Source organism: Falsiporphyromonas endometrii, from assembly GCF_042654485.1.
GTDB lineage: Bacteria > Bacteroidota > Bacteroidia > Bacteroidales > Porphyromonadaceae > Porphyromonas > Porphyromonas endometrii.
This window is the reverse complement of sequence record NZ_JBHSGO010000041.1, coordinates 1-17,360: the sequence shown is the minus strand read 5'-3', so window position 1 is coordinate 17,360 and position 17,360 is coordinate 1. Positions and strand designations below refer to the sequence as shown.

12 protein-coding genes and 2 tRNA genes are annotated in these 17,360 nt (G+C 39.2%); 6 read left to right on the top strand and 8 right to left on the bottom strand.

Features of this window, described 5'->3' with window-relative positions; all coding sequences use genetic code 11:
* Positions 1 to 345 precede the first annotated feature (345 nt).
* From ACFO3G_RS02370 to ACFO3G_RS02335, 8 genes are all read right to left on the bottom strand, one after another.
* Positions 346 to 1,290 (bottom strand): cation diffusion facilitator family transporter, encoded by a 945-nt coding sequence (locus ACFO3G_RS02370; RefSeq protein WP_380077621.1) that lies wholly within the window; start codon positions 1,288 to 1,290, stop codon positions 346 to 348.
* Between the two features lie 628 nt (positions 1,291 to 1,918).
* Entirely contained in the window at positions 1,919 to 4,630 is a 2,712-nt protein-coding gene (locus tag ACFO3G_RS02365; protein ID WP_380077619.1) for a TonB-dependent receptor, read from the bottom strand.
* Between the two features lie 262 nt (positions 4,631 to 4,892).
* On the bottom strand, positions 4,893 to 5,318 hold the full coding sequence (locus ACFO3G_RS02360; RefSeq protein ID WP_380077617.1) for a phospholipase: 426 nt from the start codon (positions 5,316 to 5,318) through the stop codon (positions 4,893 to 4,895).
* A gap of 1 nt (position 5,319) precedes the next feature.
* Positions 5,320 to 6,633, bottom strand: a complete 1,314-nt coding sequence (locus ACFO3G_RS02355; protein ID WP_380077615.1) for a 3-phosphoshikimate 1-carboxyvinyltransferase — start codon at positions 6,631 to 6,633, stop codon at positions 5,320 to 5,322.
* 5 nt (positions 6,634 to 6,638) lie between these two features.
* A complete protein-coding gene (locus ACFO3G_RS02350; protein WP_380077613.1) occupies positions 6,639 to 7,499 on the bottom strand; it encodes an outer membrane beta-barrel protein in 861 nt (286 codons plus the stop codon).
* Positions 7,499 to 8,866 (bottom strand): PCMD domain-containing protein, encoded by a 1,368-nt coding sequence (locus ACFO3G_RS02345; protein ID WP_380077611.1) that lies wholly within the window; start codon positions 8,864 to 8,866, stop codon positions 7,499 to 7,501. Before ACFO3G_RS02345 ends, ACFO3G_RS02350 begins: the two co-directional genes overlap by 1 nt.
* Before the next feature lie 22 nt (positions 8,867 to 8,888).
* The gene (locus tag ACFO3G_RS02340; protein ID WP_380077623.1) at positions 8,889 to 10,319 is read right to left on the bottom strand and encodes a CCA tRNA nucleotidyltransferase; all 1,431 of its coding nucleotides are present in this window, start codon (positions 10,317 to 10,319) and stop codon (positions 8,889 to 8,891) included.
* Positions 10,320 to 10,940: 621 nt separating this feature from the next.
* Entirely contained in the window at positions 10,941 to 11,210 is a 270-nt protein-coding gene (locus tag ACFO3G_RS02335) for a hypothetical protein (protein WP_380077609.1), read from the bottom strand.
* A 387-nt stretch (positions 11,211 to 11,597) separates the two neighbouring features.
* Between ACFO3G_RS02335 and ACFO3G_RS02330 the strand changes: the two genes are divergently transcribed.
* From ACFO3G_RS02330 to ACFO3G_RS02305, 6 genes are all read left to right on the top strand, one after another.
* A tRNA-Cys gene (locus tag ACFO3G_RS02330) sits at positions 11,598 to 11,668 on the top strand.
* Positions 11,669 to 11,842: 174 nt separating this feature from the next.
* Positions 11,843 to 12,481, top strand: coding sequence for a nicotinamide riboside transporter PnuC (pnuC, locus tag ACFO3G_RS02325; RefSeq protein ID WP_380077607.1), 639 nt, complete (start codon positions 11,843 to 11,845; stop codon positions 12,479 to 12,481).
* Between the two features lie 11 nt (positions 12,482 to 12,492).
* On the top strand, positions 12,493 to 13,191 hold the full coding sequence (locus ACFO3G_RS02320) for a thiamine diphosphokinase (RefSeq protein WP_380077605.1): 699 nt from the start codon (positions 12,493 to 12,495) through the stop codon (positions 13,189 to 13,191).
* Positions 13,192 to 13,382: 191 nt separating this feature from the next.
* Entirely contained in the window at positions 13,383 to 16,001 is a 2,619-nt protein-coding gene (locus tag ACFO3G_RS02315) for a DUF5686 family protein (protein ID WP_380077603.1), read from the top strand.
* A gap of 144 nt (positions 16,002 to 16,145) precedes the next feature.
* Positions 16,146 to 16,219: transfer RNA gene (locus ACFO3G_RS02310), tRNA-Ile, on the top strand.
* 77 nt (positions 16,220 to 16,296) lie between these two features.
* Positions 16,297 to 17,094, top strand: coding sequence for a DUF5715 family protein (locus tag ACFO3G_RS02305; RefSeq protein ID WP_380077601.1), 798 nt, complete (start codon positions 16,297 to 16,299; stop codon positions 17,092 to 17,094).
* Positions 17,095 to 17,360: the final 266 nt, after the last annotated feature.

Sequence of the window (17,360 nt, the reverse complement as noted above, 5' to 3'; positions counted from 1 at the left end):
GACAGACAATTCGAAATAATTTCTTTAATTTGTACTCGTGTAAGATTCATACGGTTTATCGTTTTATTTTGTTTTTTTCAAAGATAACAGTCTTGAGTCTTACACACTTTTTCGGGACAGTATCAAATACATGGAGCCGTGTAAAAACTACGTACACTCTAAATCCTATCATTTGTAAAAAACAATCACTATCACTGAGGTTTTAGCTCAATGATAGTGATTGTTTTTATTTGCTTAGAAACCTTGATGATTATCGATATGAAAGAAATTAGTCCAATTCGTTGCCTTACACAATCCTATCAAAAGGTCAAATCAGATCATCTATCTTATCCTAAACCTCTTTTGTTACTGAGCTGATTTATTGATATTTGTGATATTAGACATAGAAGGATCAGGCTCAATATGAATAGACAAATGTGTATGCTCACCAAAATTTCTTCTCAAACGATCTTCTACATGATCACATATACTATGAGCCTCCAAAACAGTAAGAGTCGGATCAACCAGAAGGATAGCCTCAATAGCCCACCTATTTCCCAAATCTCTTGTGTACAAAGCTCTACAACTACGAATAGAAGGAGTTGATTCGATAACCTTAAGAATTTCTTTCCTTGTTCGCTCAGGAAGACTTGCTTCACTTAAGCCATCAAAAGCCGGTTTGAAAAGCGCAAAGCCCACTTTAACTATAAAGATACTAACCACAGCGGCAGCTATAGGCTCTAATATCATCCATTTGTCAGTTAAGAAAAAAGCTCCCGAGATACCGATAAGTGTTGCTATCGAACTATATGCATCAGATCTGTGGTGCCACGCATTGGCAATCACTGCCGTGCTTTTGGTCTTATTACCCACCCTAATCGTCATTCGAAATAAAACCTCCTTAGCTATTATGCTTACAACAGCCATCCACAGAGCTATCAAGCCGGGCTTAACAATAGGAGTCCCAAAATAAAAGAATCGATAGATGGTAAAAAGACTTCGATATAAAAGCATTCCTCCGACCACAACAAGAATAAGAGAAATAACAGCCGTAGCAAGATGCTCATACTTACCATGGCCATAAGCGTGGTTATGATCTTTGGGCTTAGAGCTTATTTTAATGAAAACAAGAACGATAATATCAGAGATAAAATCACTTAAAGAATGCACGGCATCAGCCATCATAGCTCCTGAATGACCAATCACCCCGGCAATAAACTTCAATACAATAAGAAGCGCATTGATGATGCTCCCTAAAAGAGTGATATTGTAAATCTGCTTCTGTCTAATTTTTGTATCTGTCAAACTCATCTACCACACATATATTACTCGTGGCAAAGGTAGTTGAAAACAATGACTCTATGATTAGAGAATATCGAACGAAATATCCATTCTTCCCATATTTACGAGCTAATTTGAATACTTAAAAATGAATGAGAAGTAAAGATGTTAGATCGGATGGAATATTTCATCTACATGGCCGAAGTCGAATACCAATATCAGTAAGCAGTTTGTCATTTGTGGATATATTCTAATGGGCATACTTCTAACAGTACACTATAAATAATAGCAACAATTCTCATAAACAAAAAAATGTCGGTAGGACATCGGAGTATCACATACATTCAAAGATCTTTTTCCCTTTATCACATCTCACCAAAATGGTGGAGAAATTTAGTAGATAAGAATCATTTTATAAGATTATAAAGCGATGATATATAATGTATTAAGAGTGATATTTTCTAATGACGGTCATTAGAATCTGCCATCTAACGACAAATCTGGGATAAATGGTTATCATCTACCAAATCGCCCTCATCTCTTTGGGGAAGTGAAGGTGTATTTGGTGTCAGATAAACTCATTACATCAAAAAAGGGATGCGCAACGCATGCACATCCCTTTTGTAATTTATATTGCTGTAAAAGATATACTTCCAAATTAGAAGTTAACTCTCATACCTACCTGCCATGTTCTACCAAAGCCGTACCATACAAGAGCATCTTCACCTGTACGCTTACCTGCCTTATCTAACTTAGATCCGTCCGTAGCGTCAGAGATATACTTCTTATTAAACAGGTTGTTTACACCACCGAAGAAGCTTACAGATACTTTGTCCATATTGAGTTTATAAGAAGCACTCAAATCAACTAAAGTATAGTTAGGCATCTTCCAAGCGTCACCTGAATAATTGGTAACATATTCCTTTTTATCCTTGTCGTATCCAACTCTATAAGCCGGTTCGAAGTCAGCATAGTTCTTACCAAAGAAGTTTAGGTTACCTCTTAGGTGAAGATTTTCGAATGCTTCCCAATCAAATCCAAGAGCAAAAGTTGTCTGAGCTGAGTTACCGACATGGATACCATTCAAATCGATTTCTCCTTGTCCAATATTTTTCTGCTTATCGTCGTAGATATCAAAATGAGTCTTGTTACCCCATTTCCAGTCTCCCAGAGAAGCCATTGCTGTAAGCTTGAGGTTGTCAAGCGGTCTTGCATTTACTTCAAGTTCGAGACCTTTGTGAGTAGCACTCATATTTGTAAAGTTGTAGAAGTCTCTGTTGCTACCACTTCTTCTTAGGAATCTGTCATCCCACTTAGTATAGTAACCACCGAAGTTAATACCAACAAATTCGTTAGAGAAACCATATCCTGCTTCGAAAGTCAAGATCTTTTCGTTCTTAACATTCTTATTAAGCTCAGTTGAATAGTTGAGGAATACGCCGGCAAACTTAGGAGCTCTTGTGAAATAACCTGCGTTTACGAAGATATTGTTGTAATCCAAGAACTTATAAGAGAGACCACCCTTGATAGAGATAGGGATAAATGTCTTTACATCTGACTTCTTTACATCTCTGATATTTTCACTTATTAGCTTATCGTAGTTATAAGAAGAGTAGAGATAAGGTACATCATATCTGTAGCTTTGATAAGAGAGTGATCCTGACAAGAAAGCAGAGATATAGTCATTGCGATATTCGCCTTGAGCAAATAGACCGCCCCAAACTACTCTACCCTTGTTGTAGTAATCAAACATTTCACCCTTCTTAACCACTTTCTTATCCTCGTCTCCAATCTTAACTATATCATAGTCTCTTCCAACAAGGTCACCTGTAGCGAAGTACTTACCACCAAGAAGGTTTTCTACCTCTTTGTAGTGCTCACCAACATAGTATCTTCCATCAAATCCTGCAGTAAGAGTGAAGTTCTCGTCCAACTTGTTTTGATATGTACTCAAAATACCATACCAGTTGTGTTGGTTTACAGAGTTTGCCAAGATCACCTTAGATCCTGCATCACCATTTGCAGCATTCATACCATATACAGATTCCCAGTCGATGAGATTGTCATTGGTACGAAGGGCTTCCTTAGAAAGTTGTCCCTTATATGCTGTGATATAGTTTCTGTAGTCTCTGATACCGTTATCCTTATCTTCCTTTGAAACCGGCTGAAGACCTGCTGCATTGCGTCCACCACCACGAGCGAATGATGCATATACCGCTGTAGAAAGTGTAGACTTGTTGTCTATCTTCCATAAGTGGTTAAGAGAGATCTGCGGTTTGTGATACCAGTTATATTTAGGAGAATATACCTTTCCTTCAAGAATACCATACTCAAGGTTCATACGAATACCGTCAGGATTTTCTTCATATTGTTTTTGAGTATACATAGAACTTCTTTGGTTGTGCCATTGTGGAGCACCAAAGGCTGTGAAAGAAAGAGTGTGTTGTTCGTTGATTTTCTTTGATACGTTGAGGAAGTAGTTGTAACCTCTAAAATCTGTACCCTTGATATAACCATCTCCATAGCTTGTACTTCCGGAAGCTGTCACAGCCCATCCATTTTCCATTAGACCGGTAGAGAAGTTGAAACCATACTTGAGGTAGCCATCATTAGCAATACCTGAGAAGAACATACCGCCTCTTTTGGCATCAACATTCTTAGTTACAATATTCATTGTACCACCAACAGAAGAGATAGCCAATCTTGAAGCTCCAATACCTCTTTGGATCTGGATAAAGCTTGCAACGTCAGTAAGACCTGCCCAGTTGCTAAAATAAACCTTTCCATTTTCCATGTCATTGATAGGCACACCATTGATAAGCACACCAATATTGGTCATATCAAAACCACGGAGAGCCATACGAGAATCACCAAATCCACCACCCGACTTAGTTACATATACAGAAGGGGTTGATTTAACGAGCTCGGGGAACTCTGTATTGAAAGATTTTGATTCGATATCAGCCAGTTTAATATTAGATACCGGCACGGGAGTAATACGATCCTTTGGAACTACAGATGCGATTACAGTTACTACATCCAAAGCTGTAGATTCATAAGACAGCTCAATTTCTCCCAAGTTAACCTTTCTTCCGGCATTGCGGATTGTGCGTGTCTGAGTTTGATAACCTACACTACGGAATGTAATCGTTGCGGTTGATGGTGTTTCGAGTGTAAACTTACCATCCATGTCAGTAACGGCACCCTTCAGGTTTGTACCTGATCCAATCGTCACTGATGCACCGATGATTGGTTCGGATGTTTTCTCATCCACTACTTTACCTGTTACGACTGTTTGAGCAAAAGCGCCAACCAGATTGATAAGGCATAAAGCACCAATCAATGTAAAGCGTAAAAATACTTGCTTCATAGAGATACGATATTAATTGTTTTAGCGTATTAAAAGCAAAACTCTTGGGGCATTTACCCTTCAATGATTTGCTTCATTTGATGCAAAGATACAATTATTCGTACATGTTACACAATGATGCAAAGTGTTGCATAAAAGAGAGTTATAAAACAATATGCCTTTATTTTGGCACTACATGATTGACTATTTAGAAGTATTATTTAGGTATACTATCAGATCGTAAGGGAATAATCTAAAAAAAGGATATATCGTCTGATTGGTATTATTTATCTTTCATATCAAGAAGGATTTTATGAGCCTCTTTTCTTACATTGTCAGGCATCGTAACACCTCTTTGTCCAAGACTTAATATCCAATCTTTGACATCAGTGGGCAACATGGTATGCAAAACCTCCAAAAACTCTTGCTCTTCTTGCATGGTATATTTATTGGGTGGATAACCTTTGAAGCGATCCAGCTCCTCATCATCAAAATACTCCGGCTTAATTTTAGTCTTAAAATATTCGGCATCATGCTCACATCGTTCATGTTTTCCACAGCAACCTTCCGGGCGCACATAAGTATCTTGAGGCTCATCTGCGGGGAGTCCAAGTTTTTTTCTTTTTCTTCTTTCCCTTATTGATCCGACAATAGCCATAAGTGCCATTATCAAGACAGCCAAAAGGAGCATTATGATTACGTTCTTCATCTTACTTATCTATTACATTGTATACCAAACCACACTTTTGAGCCTCTTTAGCAAAGTTAGGGAAGGATTTGTCAGCATCACAAAGATTGGACAAAACGATGCCGTCCCTATATTTGATGGCAGCCATCGTAAAAGCCATTGCAATACGATGATCATTGCATGTGTCTATATATGCCGGTCCACTGACAGGTAGACGCTTCAAATCATTGCGAAGGATAAGCTGTTGGTTCTTATTATGAAGCGTTAGTTTATACCCTATTTTCTCAAGACCCGACATCACAGACAAGACTCGATCACTTTCTTTGTACTTCAAGTTGTCTATCCCTTTTGCCTCAAACCTAAGCCCCAGTAAAGTTGCTGTCACGACCCATGCAGGCATCATATCCGGACAATCTTCAAAATCGACCTCAATAAAATCAGGCCCTTTATAATCCAATTTGTCGAGAGCAATTCCTTTCTCCTCAGTCTCAGTTGTTAAGATCCCCAAGGATAAGAAATATTCTTTTGTGACAACATCTCCCTGTATCGAATCGAGATACAAATGATCAAACACCATCGTAGCAGGATAGTCTGCCAAAGCTTCATACATATAAAAGAAGGCCGCAGCACTCCAGTCTCTTTCGACAGCTCTATCTCCTTCTCGATATGTTCCTTGCCGCACTCTAATGGATTGAATATGGCCACACCTCTTTTTGATATCCACCGATATACCATAATATATCATCATCTCCACAGTCATGTGTATATATGGTACAGAAACGGGAGGAGCAAGAAACTCTATGGTAAGACCTCCCGGCAGATAAGGTGCAATAAGAAGTAGAGATGTGACAAACTGCGAACTAATGCCGGGGTCCAAACTAACATGACCTCCTCTTAGATTGCTCTTACCTATCTTAATAGGAGCATAACCATCCATCTCAAGGCAATCGATATGAGCACCAAGATTTCTCAATGCCTCAATAAGTGGAGTCAGTGGTCTTTGCTTAATCCTTTCACTTCCCGAAAGGATTATTTCGGTGTCCGTCGTCAAAGCAAAATAAGAAAGCAAAAGTCTCAATGCAGTGCCGGATGCTCCCACATCTACCATTTGCTTATGCTCCGGTATCAAAGCTCTAAATAGAATATCTATGTCCTGAGATACCTCTCTCCCCCTATTTCGCTCAATAGCCAAAATATCTATCAGCTTCTTAATGTTTCCACTGAGAGCTGACACGACAGCCTCTCGAGCAAAGATACTTTTAGACAAAGGCAATAGGACCGACTCTCTATAGCCGGTCCTATCCAATTCGTCATAAGTAATTATTACCTGTTGCATGAATACTACAATCGATATCCGATACCAAAACAGCCGAACATATTGTACATCTTGTATTTCATATAATCAAAACTACTCTTCATCGTATTCGAAAAACCAAACCGCAGTCCCACAATTCCACTCAAACGATCAGTGAAATAATACTCTGCATCAAAACGGACTCCAAAGTCATAATTGGAAATACGATCATCAAAATCAAACTTACTCATATCCATATCCAAATCATAGGGATCGTCTATCACCGTTTTATCAATGGTCTCGACATGCAAATTGCCATCAATGATTTGTCTAAAATGGCCCTTCATCAAGAAAGATCCGTACAGCCCAAAATTAAGATTGAGCTTCTGGTTGTTTGTTCGCCAAGTGGCCATCAAAGGAATTGTAAAGTAATTGTTTTTGATATCTGTATTGGAAAAACCCGTAAAATGACCACCAAGTCCGGATTCGTCATCACTCACCACATTGATATCCATATTTTCAATCTTAGTGGTTGCCTCGAAGCTCTTCACCTCTAAAGTAATACCGGTGGTAAGACCCCAGTTGCTATTCATCCATCTGGTAATTGTAAAGTTTAGAGCCGGATTGATATTTGGATACCAGGTATAAATATGTTTCACCGGACTTGGTACCGGGATAGGTGCCATGGCTCCAACATTGAATAAGACGGACGAATTCAACTCCCAATATGGGATGTATTTCTCACAAGTGTAGCAAAAATGAGCATTCTCACCGTTCAACGGTTTTCCACAATTTGAGCAATACTTATACTGATCATGCTTTGTAACAAATTGGTTGTAATGTTGCGCCACTGTTCCGGAGACAGTCAGTGTGAGCGCCAAAAGCGTATATATAAGTTTGCGTATCATTATTTCTCTGTTGTTAAAGTTATTTCATCAATAAGCAATAGGCTACCTACAGCTCCCAAGAACTGATCACCTCTTCTGGACGAACTAAATACAATGGCTATCTTATATTTCTTGGCAAGAAAGTCTATCGATTTATATAGATCCTTATTTGTAACCGGGATATCAATCTCAAATGGTGTCCATTCATTCCAATTGCTATCATCTACAAAGTGTTGTTTGTATGCTATGATATGTTTGTCAGTGTACAAATTGTTTCCATCCAAGAAGAAATCAAGATCAGGAGCTTCATAGAAAACAACTGCAATCGTACCCTGGTCTTTCTTATTTGGATATGGGGCATCTGTTTCGCCATTGATATACTTTGGTCCGGATTTATATTTATAATAACCGGACAACTTGACCGGTATCTCTTCTATAGGCTGACCAAACAGAGTAGACTCCAAAGGCTTAGACAAGAATTTATTCACTCTCGCCTCTCCTGAATAAAGCGATCCTGCAACAAGATATTTGCCCATTCCTGCAGTGATCTTGCCGGGTCTGGATTCGATACTTACTGCGGAACCTTTGTACCCATCTTTATATTCATTCACAGGATAAGGCACCTCTTTTCCGGGCATCAAACTATATCCAATATTGCTGGCACTTGTCCAAAAATCGGGACTAAATGGATCTTCTGCAATAGGGAGTTCATACTGGTCAGAGTTTGTTCTCTTAGCCCAATTTTCAAAGCTAAAGAGATAAGTCTTTTGCTCTCGTTTTCCCTGCCCAACAAGCAAAGCTCCGGCCATTTGTTTCATAGTCACAATCTGCCCCTCTTTGTTGGTGTAAGCGATAAGAATATAATAATCACCATCCTTGACATTTGTAAAGTCACAATCAAAGGTCAAGCTCTTGATCTCTTTTTGGGCGATAACAGCATCTTGAGAACCCACAAAATAGATAAGTGTATTTTGCTCCTCCGATACGCGGATGCTCTTTGGATCAAATCCCTTCATCGCCAGGATTCGACCGGATCTAACACTCTTTATGACTGATTGTGTCGACTTGCTGCTCTTATTCAAAGCCACAACATATAGTCTGCCCTTATAGTCCAATGAGTCACTCTTGTTTTCGATCTTTAGAGATAATTTTTGTCCCTCTTCTGTATCAACCTTATCAAGAGCTATTTTCTCTACAATACTTAGATACTCACCCACTTCATCTTTCTGTACCACAGGTTTAGGATCGGGCTTATCGTTATCCCCTTTATTGCCATTGTCTACCCTATTCATCTTATCTCTAATAGGGTCATACTTATAACAGCTGCCTAAACTCAGGCAGGTTAAAGTAAACACAAGACACAGTAGTATTTGAAAATGTCTTTTCATATCTGTTTGATTTATTAATTCCTTATCCTTTGATGGGCCTTAGCCCCAGTTCTTCAGCTTTCTTAATCATAAACTGATAAGCAGAATCATATTCATTGTCCACGATACCATCTAAAATGGCATCCTTGATTGCCTCTTTGATTTTTCCGACCTCTCTGCCGGGAGTCAAATCAAAAACTTCCATAATCTTCTCTCCCGTAATTGGTGGTTGAAAATTGCGAATACGATCCTTCTCTTCTATCTCCTTGAGCTTCTTACGAACAAGTCCATAATTTTCAATATACCTTCTTACCTTCTGAGGATTCTTGCTTGTAATGTCGCTTTCGCACAACACCATCAAATCATCTATATCATCTCCTGCCTCAAAAAGCAACCTTCTAATGGCCGAATCACTAACACCTTCATCGACAAGAGACTGAGGACGCATATGCAAATCAACTAATTTGCGAACATACTTCATTTTACCATCAGTAGGAAGTCTTAGACGCTTAAAAAGCCCCGGTATCATCTTGGCTCCGATGAAATTGTGATTATAAAAAGTCCATCCAAGTTTGGGATCGTACTTTTTGGTGCGTGGCTTGCCCACATCATGCAAAAGTGCAGCATACCTCAGCCATAAGTTGTCTGTCTTTTTGGCAATATTATCAACCACCTTAAATGTGTGAGTCAGATTATCTTTATGACCTATACCATCTATTGTTTCTGCCCCCTTAAGAGCATAAACCTCCGGCATAACAATTTGCATAAGTCCACTCATAGCAAATAAATCCAAACCAACCGAAGGTCTGGGAGAAAGCATAATCTTATTAAACTCGTCCGTTATGCGCTCTTGACTGACAATCTCGATTCGAGGTGCCATCCGACAAATCGCATCCCAAGTCTCCTCTTCAATCATAAATCCAAGCTGAGAAGCAAAACGAATTGCCCGCATCATCCTAAGAGGATCATCACTGAAAGTAACCTCCGGATCCAAAGGTGTACAGATCGTATACTCCAAAAGATCGGCAATGCCATCAAAAGGATCTATCAATTCAGCATATCTATCACGGTTGAGACACAAAGCAAGCGCATTGATAGTAAAATCACGCCGCTTTTGATCATCCTCAAGAGTTCCATCCTCAACAAAGGGCTTGCGAGAATCCGGAGAGTAGCTCTCCTTGCGTGCTCCCACAAACTCCAACTCAAAATCTTTATATTTTACCTGGGCAGTTCCAAAGCGTTTGAAAACACTTAAATAAGCATGCTTACCTAACTTTTTGGCTACCGCCTTAGCTAATTCAATACCGGGACCAACACTGACAACATCTATATCATTTGTCGGTCTATGCAATAGCAAATCACGCACATAGCCTCCAACTACATAGGCCTCCAAACCCAGCTCATCCGCTGTGTCTCCTATCAAATGAAAGATAGGCGTATCTATTGCATCATATAGCTCTTTTCTTGTTAGCATAGCTACAAAGATAGTAAGTTGTTGGTTTAGATAGAATGAGATATCATTTATTTTGTTCTGCAAAATGACGAAAATAAACTTACCATATTGACAAATATTATGGCTCATTATAAAGAATAGCAATGGTAGATTGGATGATTTGGAGAGGTGTTTTATCACATTTATCAACCCCTTATTTAGTATAAAACGCAAGTAATTAGATAAATAAAGTAAACTTCTGCGAGCTCTTTTCTTATTAAAAATGGCCCTTTTTTGACCTTAAAAGTGGCTTATTTCCAACAAAACATGAAGAGGACGGTAATTTATCCGTATCGCTAAGTGTTAAACTATATTAATGACATTTGTAATTTATCTTTTGGCGACTTAAAAATCGACTTTAGGCCGCCTTTTTTAGGAGGTCGCGCGACTTGCAATCCATTCTCGCGCTACCTTGAACCTAAACTCGCGCGAGGTTGCACCTGAAGTAGCGCGACTTCGCATGTCAAGGTCGCGCGACAACGGATCGAAAGTCGCGCGAGAATAGATTGCTTCTCGCGCGAGCTTATTTGTTAAAATAGCGCATAAATAAAGCCCGCTTCGTACTATAAAAACGGGCAAAGTCGGTAAGAAGGTCAGATGACCCTAACCCTCGAATTTATGATTTTGAGTTTGGATAGGTGTTGTTTGAGTTGCTTTTATAGCAAAGTGCAAGCTTACAGTCTTTAACAAATTAAATCCTCTTTCTATTAGCTTCACAGCCCATAGAATAAGAAGACCGGGATGGTTGATTTTGGTGATTGCCGGGAAGGCAATCTGCTCTGAGTCAATGGAACATACTCGCGCCTCTCGGAGGTGTGATCCGCCAAGCTGCACCAAGATCAAAAATACGGTAAGTAATATGAGTATTCCCATGGTTTTAATTTAATTACATAGCTAAGATACTAAAAGTCAAAGAGATTAACAATATCTCCCGGGCGTAATGTACAAATCGAGCCACTTCAAATCCATAATCCATAACCATTGCCTTTTCAAGTCATTTGAAACCTTAGCATTACTATCTCTTGTAATACTACCATAATTTAAGATATCTGCTCGAGAATAATAGGGGTAACCTTTACGAGATTACCATCTTAAAAGCGCACTATCTAAAATGCTCTCAATGAAACCTCAAGCAATCAGTCCATTTTCTTTCTATTGATATGGCATCAAGCCAAATATAAGACGAAAGAAGAAAAATATTCTGAAAAGGCTTTGCAAATCAAATATTATAGCTATATTTGCACCGTCAAAACCGACAATGGTACCTTGGCCGAGTGGCTAGGCAACGGTCTGCAAAACCGTGTACGGCGGTTCGAATCCGCCAGGTACCTCTCAGAGGGTTGCAATTGATTAATTCGATTGCAGCCCTTTTTTATTATGTCTTTCTTCTAATCGTACATGGCAAAATTTAAATTATCTTTGGTCTGCTTCTCATTAGTTTTTAAAGTAAAGCATAAGGCTTCCAAATTGAAGCCACGAACATAAGCAATACTATATCGTACAATATGGACCTAATTATTGATTTTATCAGCCAAAATCCTATTCAAATCATTGCAGCCATCATTACCTTCTTATGGGTATATTTTGAAATAAAGGCCAGCATGTGGATGTTTCCCATTGGAGTTATCTTACCTCTGATTTGGATATTTTTATCATGGCAATCAAGGTTTTACGGCAATATCATAGTCAATGCTTATTACCTTATCACAACTATCATAGGTTGGGTCATGTGGGTTAGGCATCCGAAGCAAAGCGAAGATGGAGGGATAAAGACTTTAGACATGAAGGTACTGCTTTGGAGCCTTCTTGCCATATCAATAGTTTCTGTGCCGGTCTATGGTATGCTCAGCGACTGCTTTGGGTGGTTTGGATTGGCTCCGGACCAGACCAGCTCTCTCCCTTGGGCAGATACCATATCTACCCTTATAAGCTTTGTAGGGATGGTCTGGCTTGCACTCAAAATCAAAGAGCAATGGCTCTGTTGGTTTATTGCCAATATTTTGTCGGCTATAGTATTTTTCCACGCCAATGATCCGGTCTCAGGATTTATATTCCTCGTCAATGTAGTCTTATCAATAGTGGGATACTTACAGTGGATAAAGTTTCAAAAAGAGGAGCAAAAAGCGCTTAAAAACAATTATTAGAAACAAAGGTCATGCACTATTTCGACAAAAATAACAATGATATAAATAGTTTCCCCAACTTGGTCATTTTGGCAGCAGGAGAGATGCCCAACCAAGAAACCTTGGGACATAAGATTTTACGAGAGGCTGCAACATCGGAGACCAAAATTCTGATTTGTTGCGATGGAGCATGTAATAGGCTTATCAACATGGGGTACCCGCTTCCGGATGTAGTCGTTGGAGATTTGGACTCCATAAAAACGGATTATAAAGATCGACTTGGAGGTAGATTGCACACTGTATCTGACCAAGAGACCAACGACTTGACCAAATCAGTCAAATATGTCCTCTCCCATTACGATGCCAAAGATTTATGCATATTGGCATTGACCGGGCTTAGAGAAGATCATTCGATTGCAAACATGTCTCTACTTCCCACATACATTAAACTTGGCATAGATAAAATCATCGTACCAACAAACTATGGTATTATGTATTGCTTCAAAGGAAAAGCAAGGTTTGAGGCCCCAAAAGGTACGCAAGTATCCATATTTACATTTGATAGAGGAGCTATCACTACCAACGGATTGTGTTGGGACTTGGATCACAGAGTATTGGATGAGCTTTGGATGGGAACGCTCAATGAGGTCAAAGAGAGCTGTTTCGACATAGAGAGTGATCAGCCTCTTGTCGTCTATGTACTCAACGAAATAAAACATCATCGGTCATAGTATCTGACAAAATTTGGCTAAATTTAGGGTGGAACAGCGAATGAGATAATCTCAAATTTACTCCATAATCATATCTTGATACTCCCATTCGTTGTTATGACCCAACCGAAGGCAAGGGATACACGATACTAATCAATAGTAGGCGACAGATGAATATGCTTGCCGTCTTTTAGCTCTAAAATTAATCAGCAATGACTCAAAATCGACACATACATACACTCTTCATTGGACTTATCACTTTGTTATTATCTACCGTATGTGCAGGGCGAGAGGCAAGTGCACAATCTGCTACACACATAGATGGAGTGGTACTTGATTCGGTTACAGGCGAATCTCTTCCTTTTGTGACCATCACATATGAGGAAAACAAAAAGATTGGCTCCACATCCGATGTTAATGGCAAATTTTCTGTTACCTCCACAAAAGGATACAGACACTTGATATTTAGTTTTGTTGGATATGAAACAAAACATGTCATACTAAAACCGGGAGAGAAAAGACATGCTTTTAGAGTAAGAATGAATGTACAAAGTGTCACTTTGGGAGCTCTTATTGTCAGGCCGAAAAAGCAGAAATACAGCCGAAAAAACAATCCGGCTGTGGAGCTGATGAAGAAGGCCATTGCACTTAAAAAATACAACCATATCAATGCAGTAGACAGATATCAATATGATACCTACGAAAGGCTTGTTATTTCATTAGACAACTTTCGAAAAGGAGACAGCTTCTTTGGGGTTGACTCAGCCAAATGTGCAACCATAGTGGACACATCGGCTTTTGGAGAAAAACTCGTTTTTCCTGTTTCTCTTCGCGAAAAAGTTTCTCATGTTGTTAAAAATGAGGTAGATGGAGAGATGACAAGAGTAGTTGGACAAAACCTTATAGGAATTGAGGAGGAAGTTGACGAGGGACCATTGTCTGCAAACATCCAAGAAATATTTAGACCCGTAGATATTTATGATGCAAATATTCCGATATTATTGCAGCGTATTCCAAGTCCGCTCAACAAAACTTTCGCAACAGGTTTCTACAAATTCTTCATACAAGATACTGTGATGATAGACGGGATTAAATGTATTGAACTCAACTTTGTCCCATTTGAGCCACACGCGCCAGGATTTACCGGAAAGATTAGATTGACCCAACCCGAGTGTGCAGTCCAACATGTTGAGCTCAATATGCCGTATTCTTCCAATATCAACTGGGTCAAAAAGATGAAGCTTATACAAAACTTCAAATCTCACACAATACAGGAAGGCGACTCAACAAGAGTTATATGGCTTCCGGATAAGCAAATTACAGATGTCCTAATCACCGCAGATCAACTCTTTATCAATCGAGGTCTCGAGATTCAACAGACGAGGATATTTACGGATTATATCTTTGGACAAGACGCAAAAACAATGCCCCTCAACCTAAAAGAAAAACCCGAGGGATATATCAATATCATCCAAGACCAATCTAAGTGGCAAGCAGTAAGACCCGAAAAACTACCTCACGGAGCTGCATCGGTACCCATACTAATGGATCACCTCAAGAAAAGAAGTTTGTATAAGACCCTCAGCTTTGTGGCAAGATCGGTCATATCGGGCTATATACCAGTTCCCAAAGGTATGAAGGACGGATATGCCAGAAGCAAATTTGATCTCGGACCTATTCAAACTTTCCTGAGCGGCAATTCGATAGAAGGCTTTAGAGTAAGGATAGGAGGAGAGACAACAGCCAATCTATCCCCTCATTTCTTCTGGGATGGATACTTGGCTTACGGCACAAAAGATAATAAGCTAAAGTATAGATCTGCCTTTTATTATTCCCCCAACAGAAAGCAATACTTCATTGACGAATTTCCAAGAAAAAATATTTATGCTTCCATTCAATATGACTTATTCACCCCGGGGCAAATATACGAGCCTATTTACAATGGAGATATTATCAGAGAATTAGGATCGATGGACAATAGAAAAAGAACCTACATAAATGAATATAAACTTGGTTATATAAGAGATTGGACAAAAACATTCTCCACAGATATATTTATCGGACACAAGAAAGTAACTCCGACCAACGAGTTGATATATGAAGAAATCATGCCTGATATGACGACACAAAGAGTATCATTCTACAAAGCGTCAGAGGTCGGGATAAGCTTGCAATGGGAGCCTTTAAGAGTTATATATAACGGACGAAAAGGGACAGAATCCGGATTCAATCTCACAAGAAGAGGACCTTTATTTAAGCTTAGTCACAGATGGGGTATCAAAGGATTCCTGGGCAGTAGCTACAACTACCAGAGGACAGATTTTGAAATGAGACAGGATCTCAGACTCTCCCTTTTTGGGTATATCGACCTACGAGGAACAGCCGGTATCATTTGGGACAAAGCTCCGTATCCTCTCCTTGAAATCCCGGCTACCAATGGTGGATACTTTATCAATCAAGACTGCTATCAACTAATGAAACCTCAAGAGTTTATTATGGATAGATGGGCTGGTCTTCATGCATATTATCACATGAATGGATTGCTCTTTGACCGAATACCTCTATTAAAAAAACTTGGGTTGAGAGAGGTCATTTCTTATAGTTTCCTTTGGGGAAATATGAGCAATAAGAATCTTCCTACCTCTCCCGGACTCTATAAATATTCGGAAGGTGTCGAGGCTATGAGCAACACATGGTATATGGAGGGAAGTATAGGTATCGAGAATATATTCAAACTATTTAGAGTCGACCTGTTTAGGAGATTTACACAACTTCATAAGCCTGATGTGGATAAATGGGGGTTAAGAGTGGCGGTATCCCTTCATTTCTAATTGATATGGGGTTTAGCTTTAATCCAAAATAAACCCAAACAGATTGCAAATAGTATGTACAAGATAAAAAATTAGCATAGACTTATTGCGTAATCCAAAGAATTGACCTATATTTGCAACGCAAATTTGCACGAGGCATTTGCAGGTCCCATAGCTCAGTTGGTTAGAGCACCTGACTCATAATCAGGGAGTCACAGGTTCAAGCCCTGTTGGGACCACTCTGAAGCCACCTTAGAAAATTCTAAGGTGGTTTATTTATATTATACAAACACCTTTTTAGCACTGTCATATCTTAATGAAGAAGAAATACATATATAGACGAGCAATAGCATTGCTTATCTTAGTGACGATTTTTTTATTTATCTCCGTTTCTGTCTATAAATGTGCTAAAGGGCATTCTATCAATAAACAACAACCACCAATAAGCCACTTCCCGGAGAAAATCGATCTCAATCACACATTTAGAGGTAAACTTGCCGAAGTCTTTAGCGACAGTAATTGCCTCCATGTAGCATCAGGGATTGAGCTTGGTGTGGCGCCGGTCATTGATGAAGCTGATACAGCTATACTAAACAAAATGGACACGGTAGACTCTTGCGCATTTTATTCCGTAGCAAAGCTTACCCATTCTCTTCCATACCTTGTCCCCATCGCCAAGGAATTGCTTGACTCCATTGGATCTGACTTCAATAAAGTATTAAAAGCTAAAAAGATGCCCCCCTTTAAGATGGTGGTCACATCTTTGACAAGAAGCTCTAAACAACAAAAACAACTATCAAGACGCAACAAAAATGCGTCAATCAACTCAGCTCATTGCTTCGGCACAACATTTGATATCTCTTGGACCAAATTCTCACCCCCTCAAGGAGAATCATATATTCCGGAAGTAAAACTCAAATTAATATTAGCTTCCATTTTGGACCAATACAGAGATATGGGAAGATGCTTTGTCAAGTTTGAAAAAAAACAAACCTGCTTTCACATCACTGTGGCCGGCAAAACAATCGACTATTCAAAGCTTGCATGCGATACCAATACAAACAACAGATTGATAGAGAAGGTAGAAAAGATGAAACAAGAGAGATTCAAGTAAACGTCAGTTCGATCTAAAAATATTGACAACTCCAATGTTAAGAACGCAAATCATTAACTAAATGGGACTGTGTCAAAATATGGAGTTGTGAGAAGATTCTTTCTAATCGATAGTCGCAATACTTATAACCAAATAAAAACAAGGTAGTATCCCAAAAAGTGTGTAAAGGAGGTTTATCTTTGAGTCAAAATTAATCATTTCAATTCATTGTTTTGTTCATCCGTCAGGCGGGCATGAAAAACACCGGGGGGATTGGCGTCCGCCCG

Coding starts and splice junctions, on each gene's coding strand:
- ACFO3G_RS02340 (WP_380077623.1), bottom strand. CDS start 10,319: ATGCTAACAAGAAAAGAGCTATATGATGCAATAGATACGCCTATCTTT.
- ACFO3G_RS02305 (WP_380077601.1), top strand. CDS start 16,297: ATGAAGAAGAAATACATATATAGACGAGCAATAGCATTGCTTATCTTA.
- ACFO3G_RS02370 (WP_380077621.1), bottom strand. CDS start 1,290: ATGAGTTTGACAGATACAAAAATTAGACAGAAGCAGATTTACAATATC.
- ACFO3G_RS02335 (WP_380077609.1), bottom strand. CDS start 11,210: ATGGGAATACTCATATTACTTACCGTATTTTTGATCTTGGTGCAGCTT.
- ACFO3G_RS02360 (WP_380077617.1), bottom strand. CDS start 5,318: ATGAAGAACGTAATCATAATGCTCCTTTTGGCTGTCTTGATAATGGCA.
- ACFO3G_RS02345 (WP_380077611.1), bottom strand. CDS start 8,866: ATGAAAAGACATTTTCAAATACTACTGTGTCTTGTGTTTACTTTAACC.
- ACFO3G_RS02315 (WP_380077603.1), top strand. CDS start 13,383: ATGACTCAAAATCGACACATACATACACTCTTCATTGGACTTATCACT.
- ACFO3G_RS02355 (WP_380077615.1), bottom strand. CDS start 6,633: ATGCAACAGGTAATAATTACTTATGACGAATTGGATAGGACCGGCTAT.
- ACFO3G_RS02350 (WP_380077613.1), bottom strand. CDS start 7,499: ATGATACGCAAACTTATATATACGCTTTTGGCGCTCACACTGACTGTC.
- ACFO3G_RS02365 (WP_380077619.1), bottom strand. CDS start 4,630: ATGAAGCAAGTATTTTTACGCTTTACATTGATTGGTGCTTTATGCCTT.
- pnuC (WP_380077607.1), top strand. CDS start 11,843: ATGGACCTAATTATTGATTTTATCAGCCAAAATCCTATTCAAATCATT.
- ACFO3G_RS02320 (WP_380077605.1), top strand. CDS start 12,493: ATGCACTATTTCGACAAAAATAACAATGATATAAATAGTTTCCCCAAC.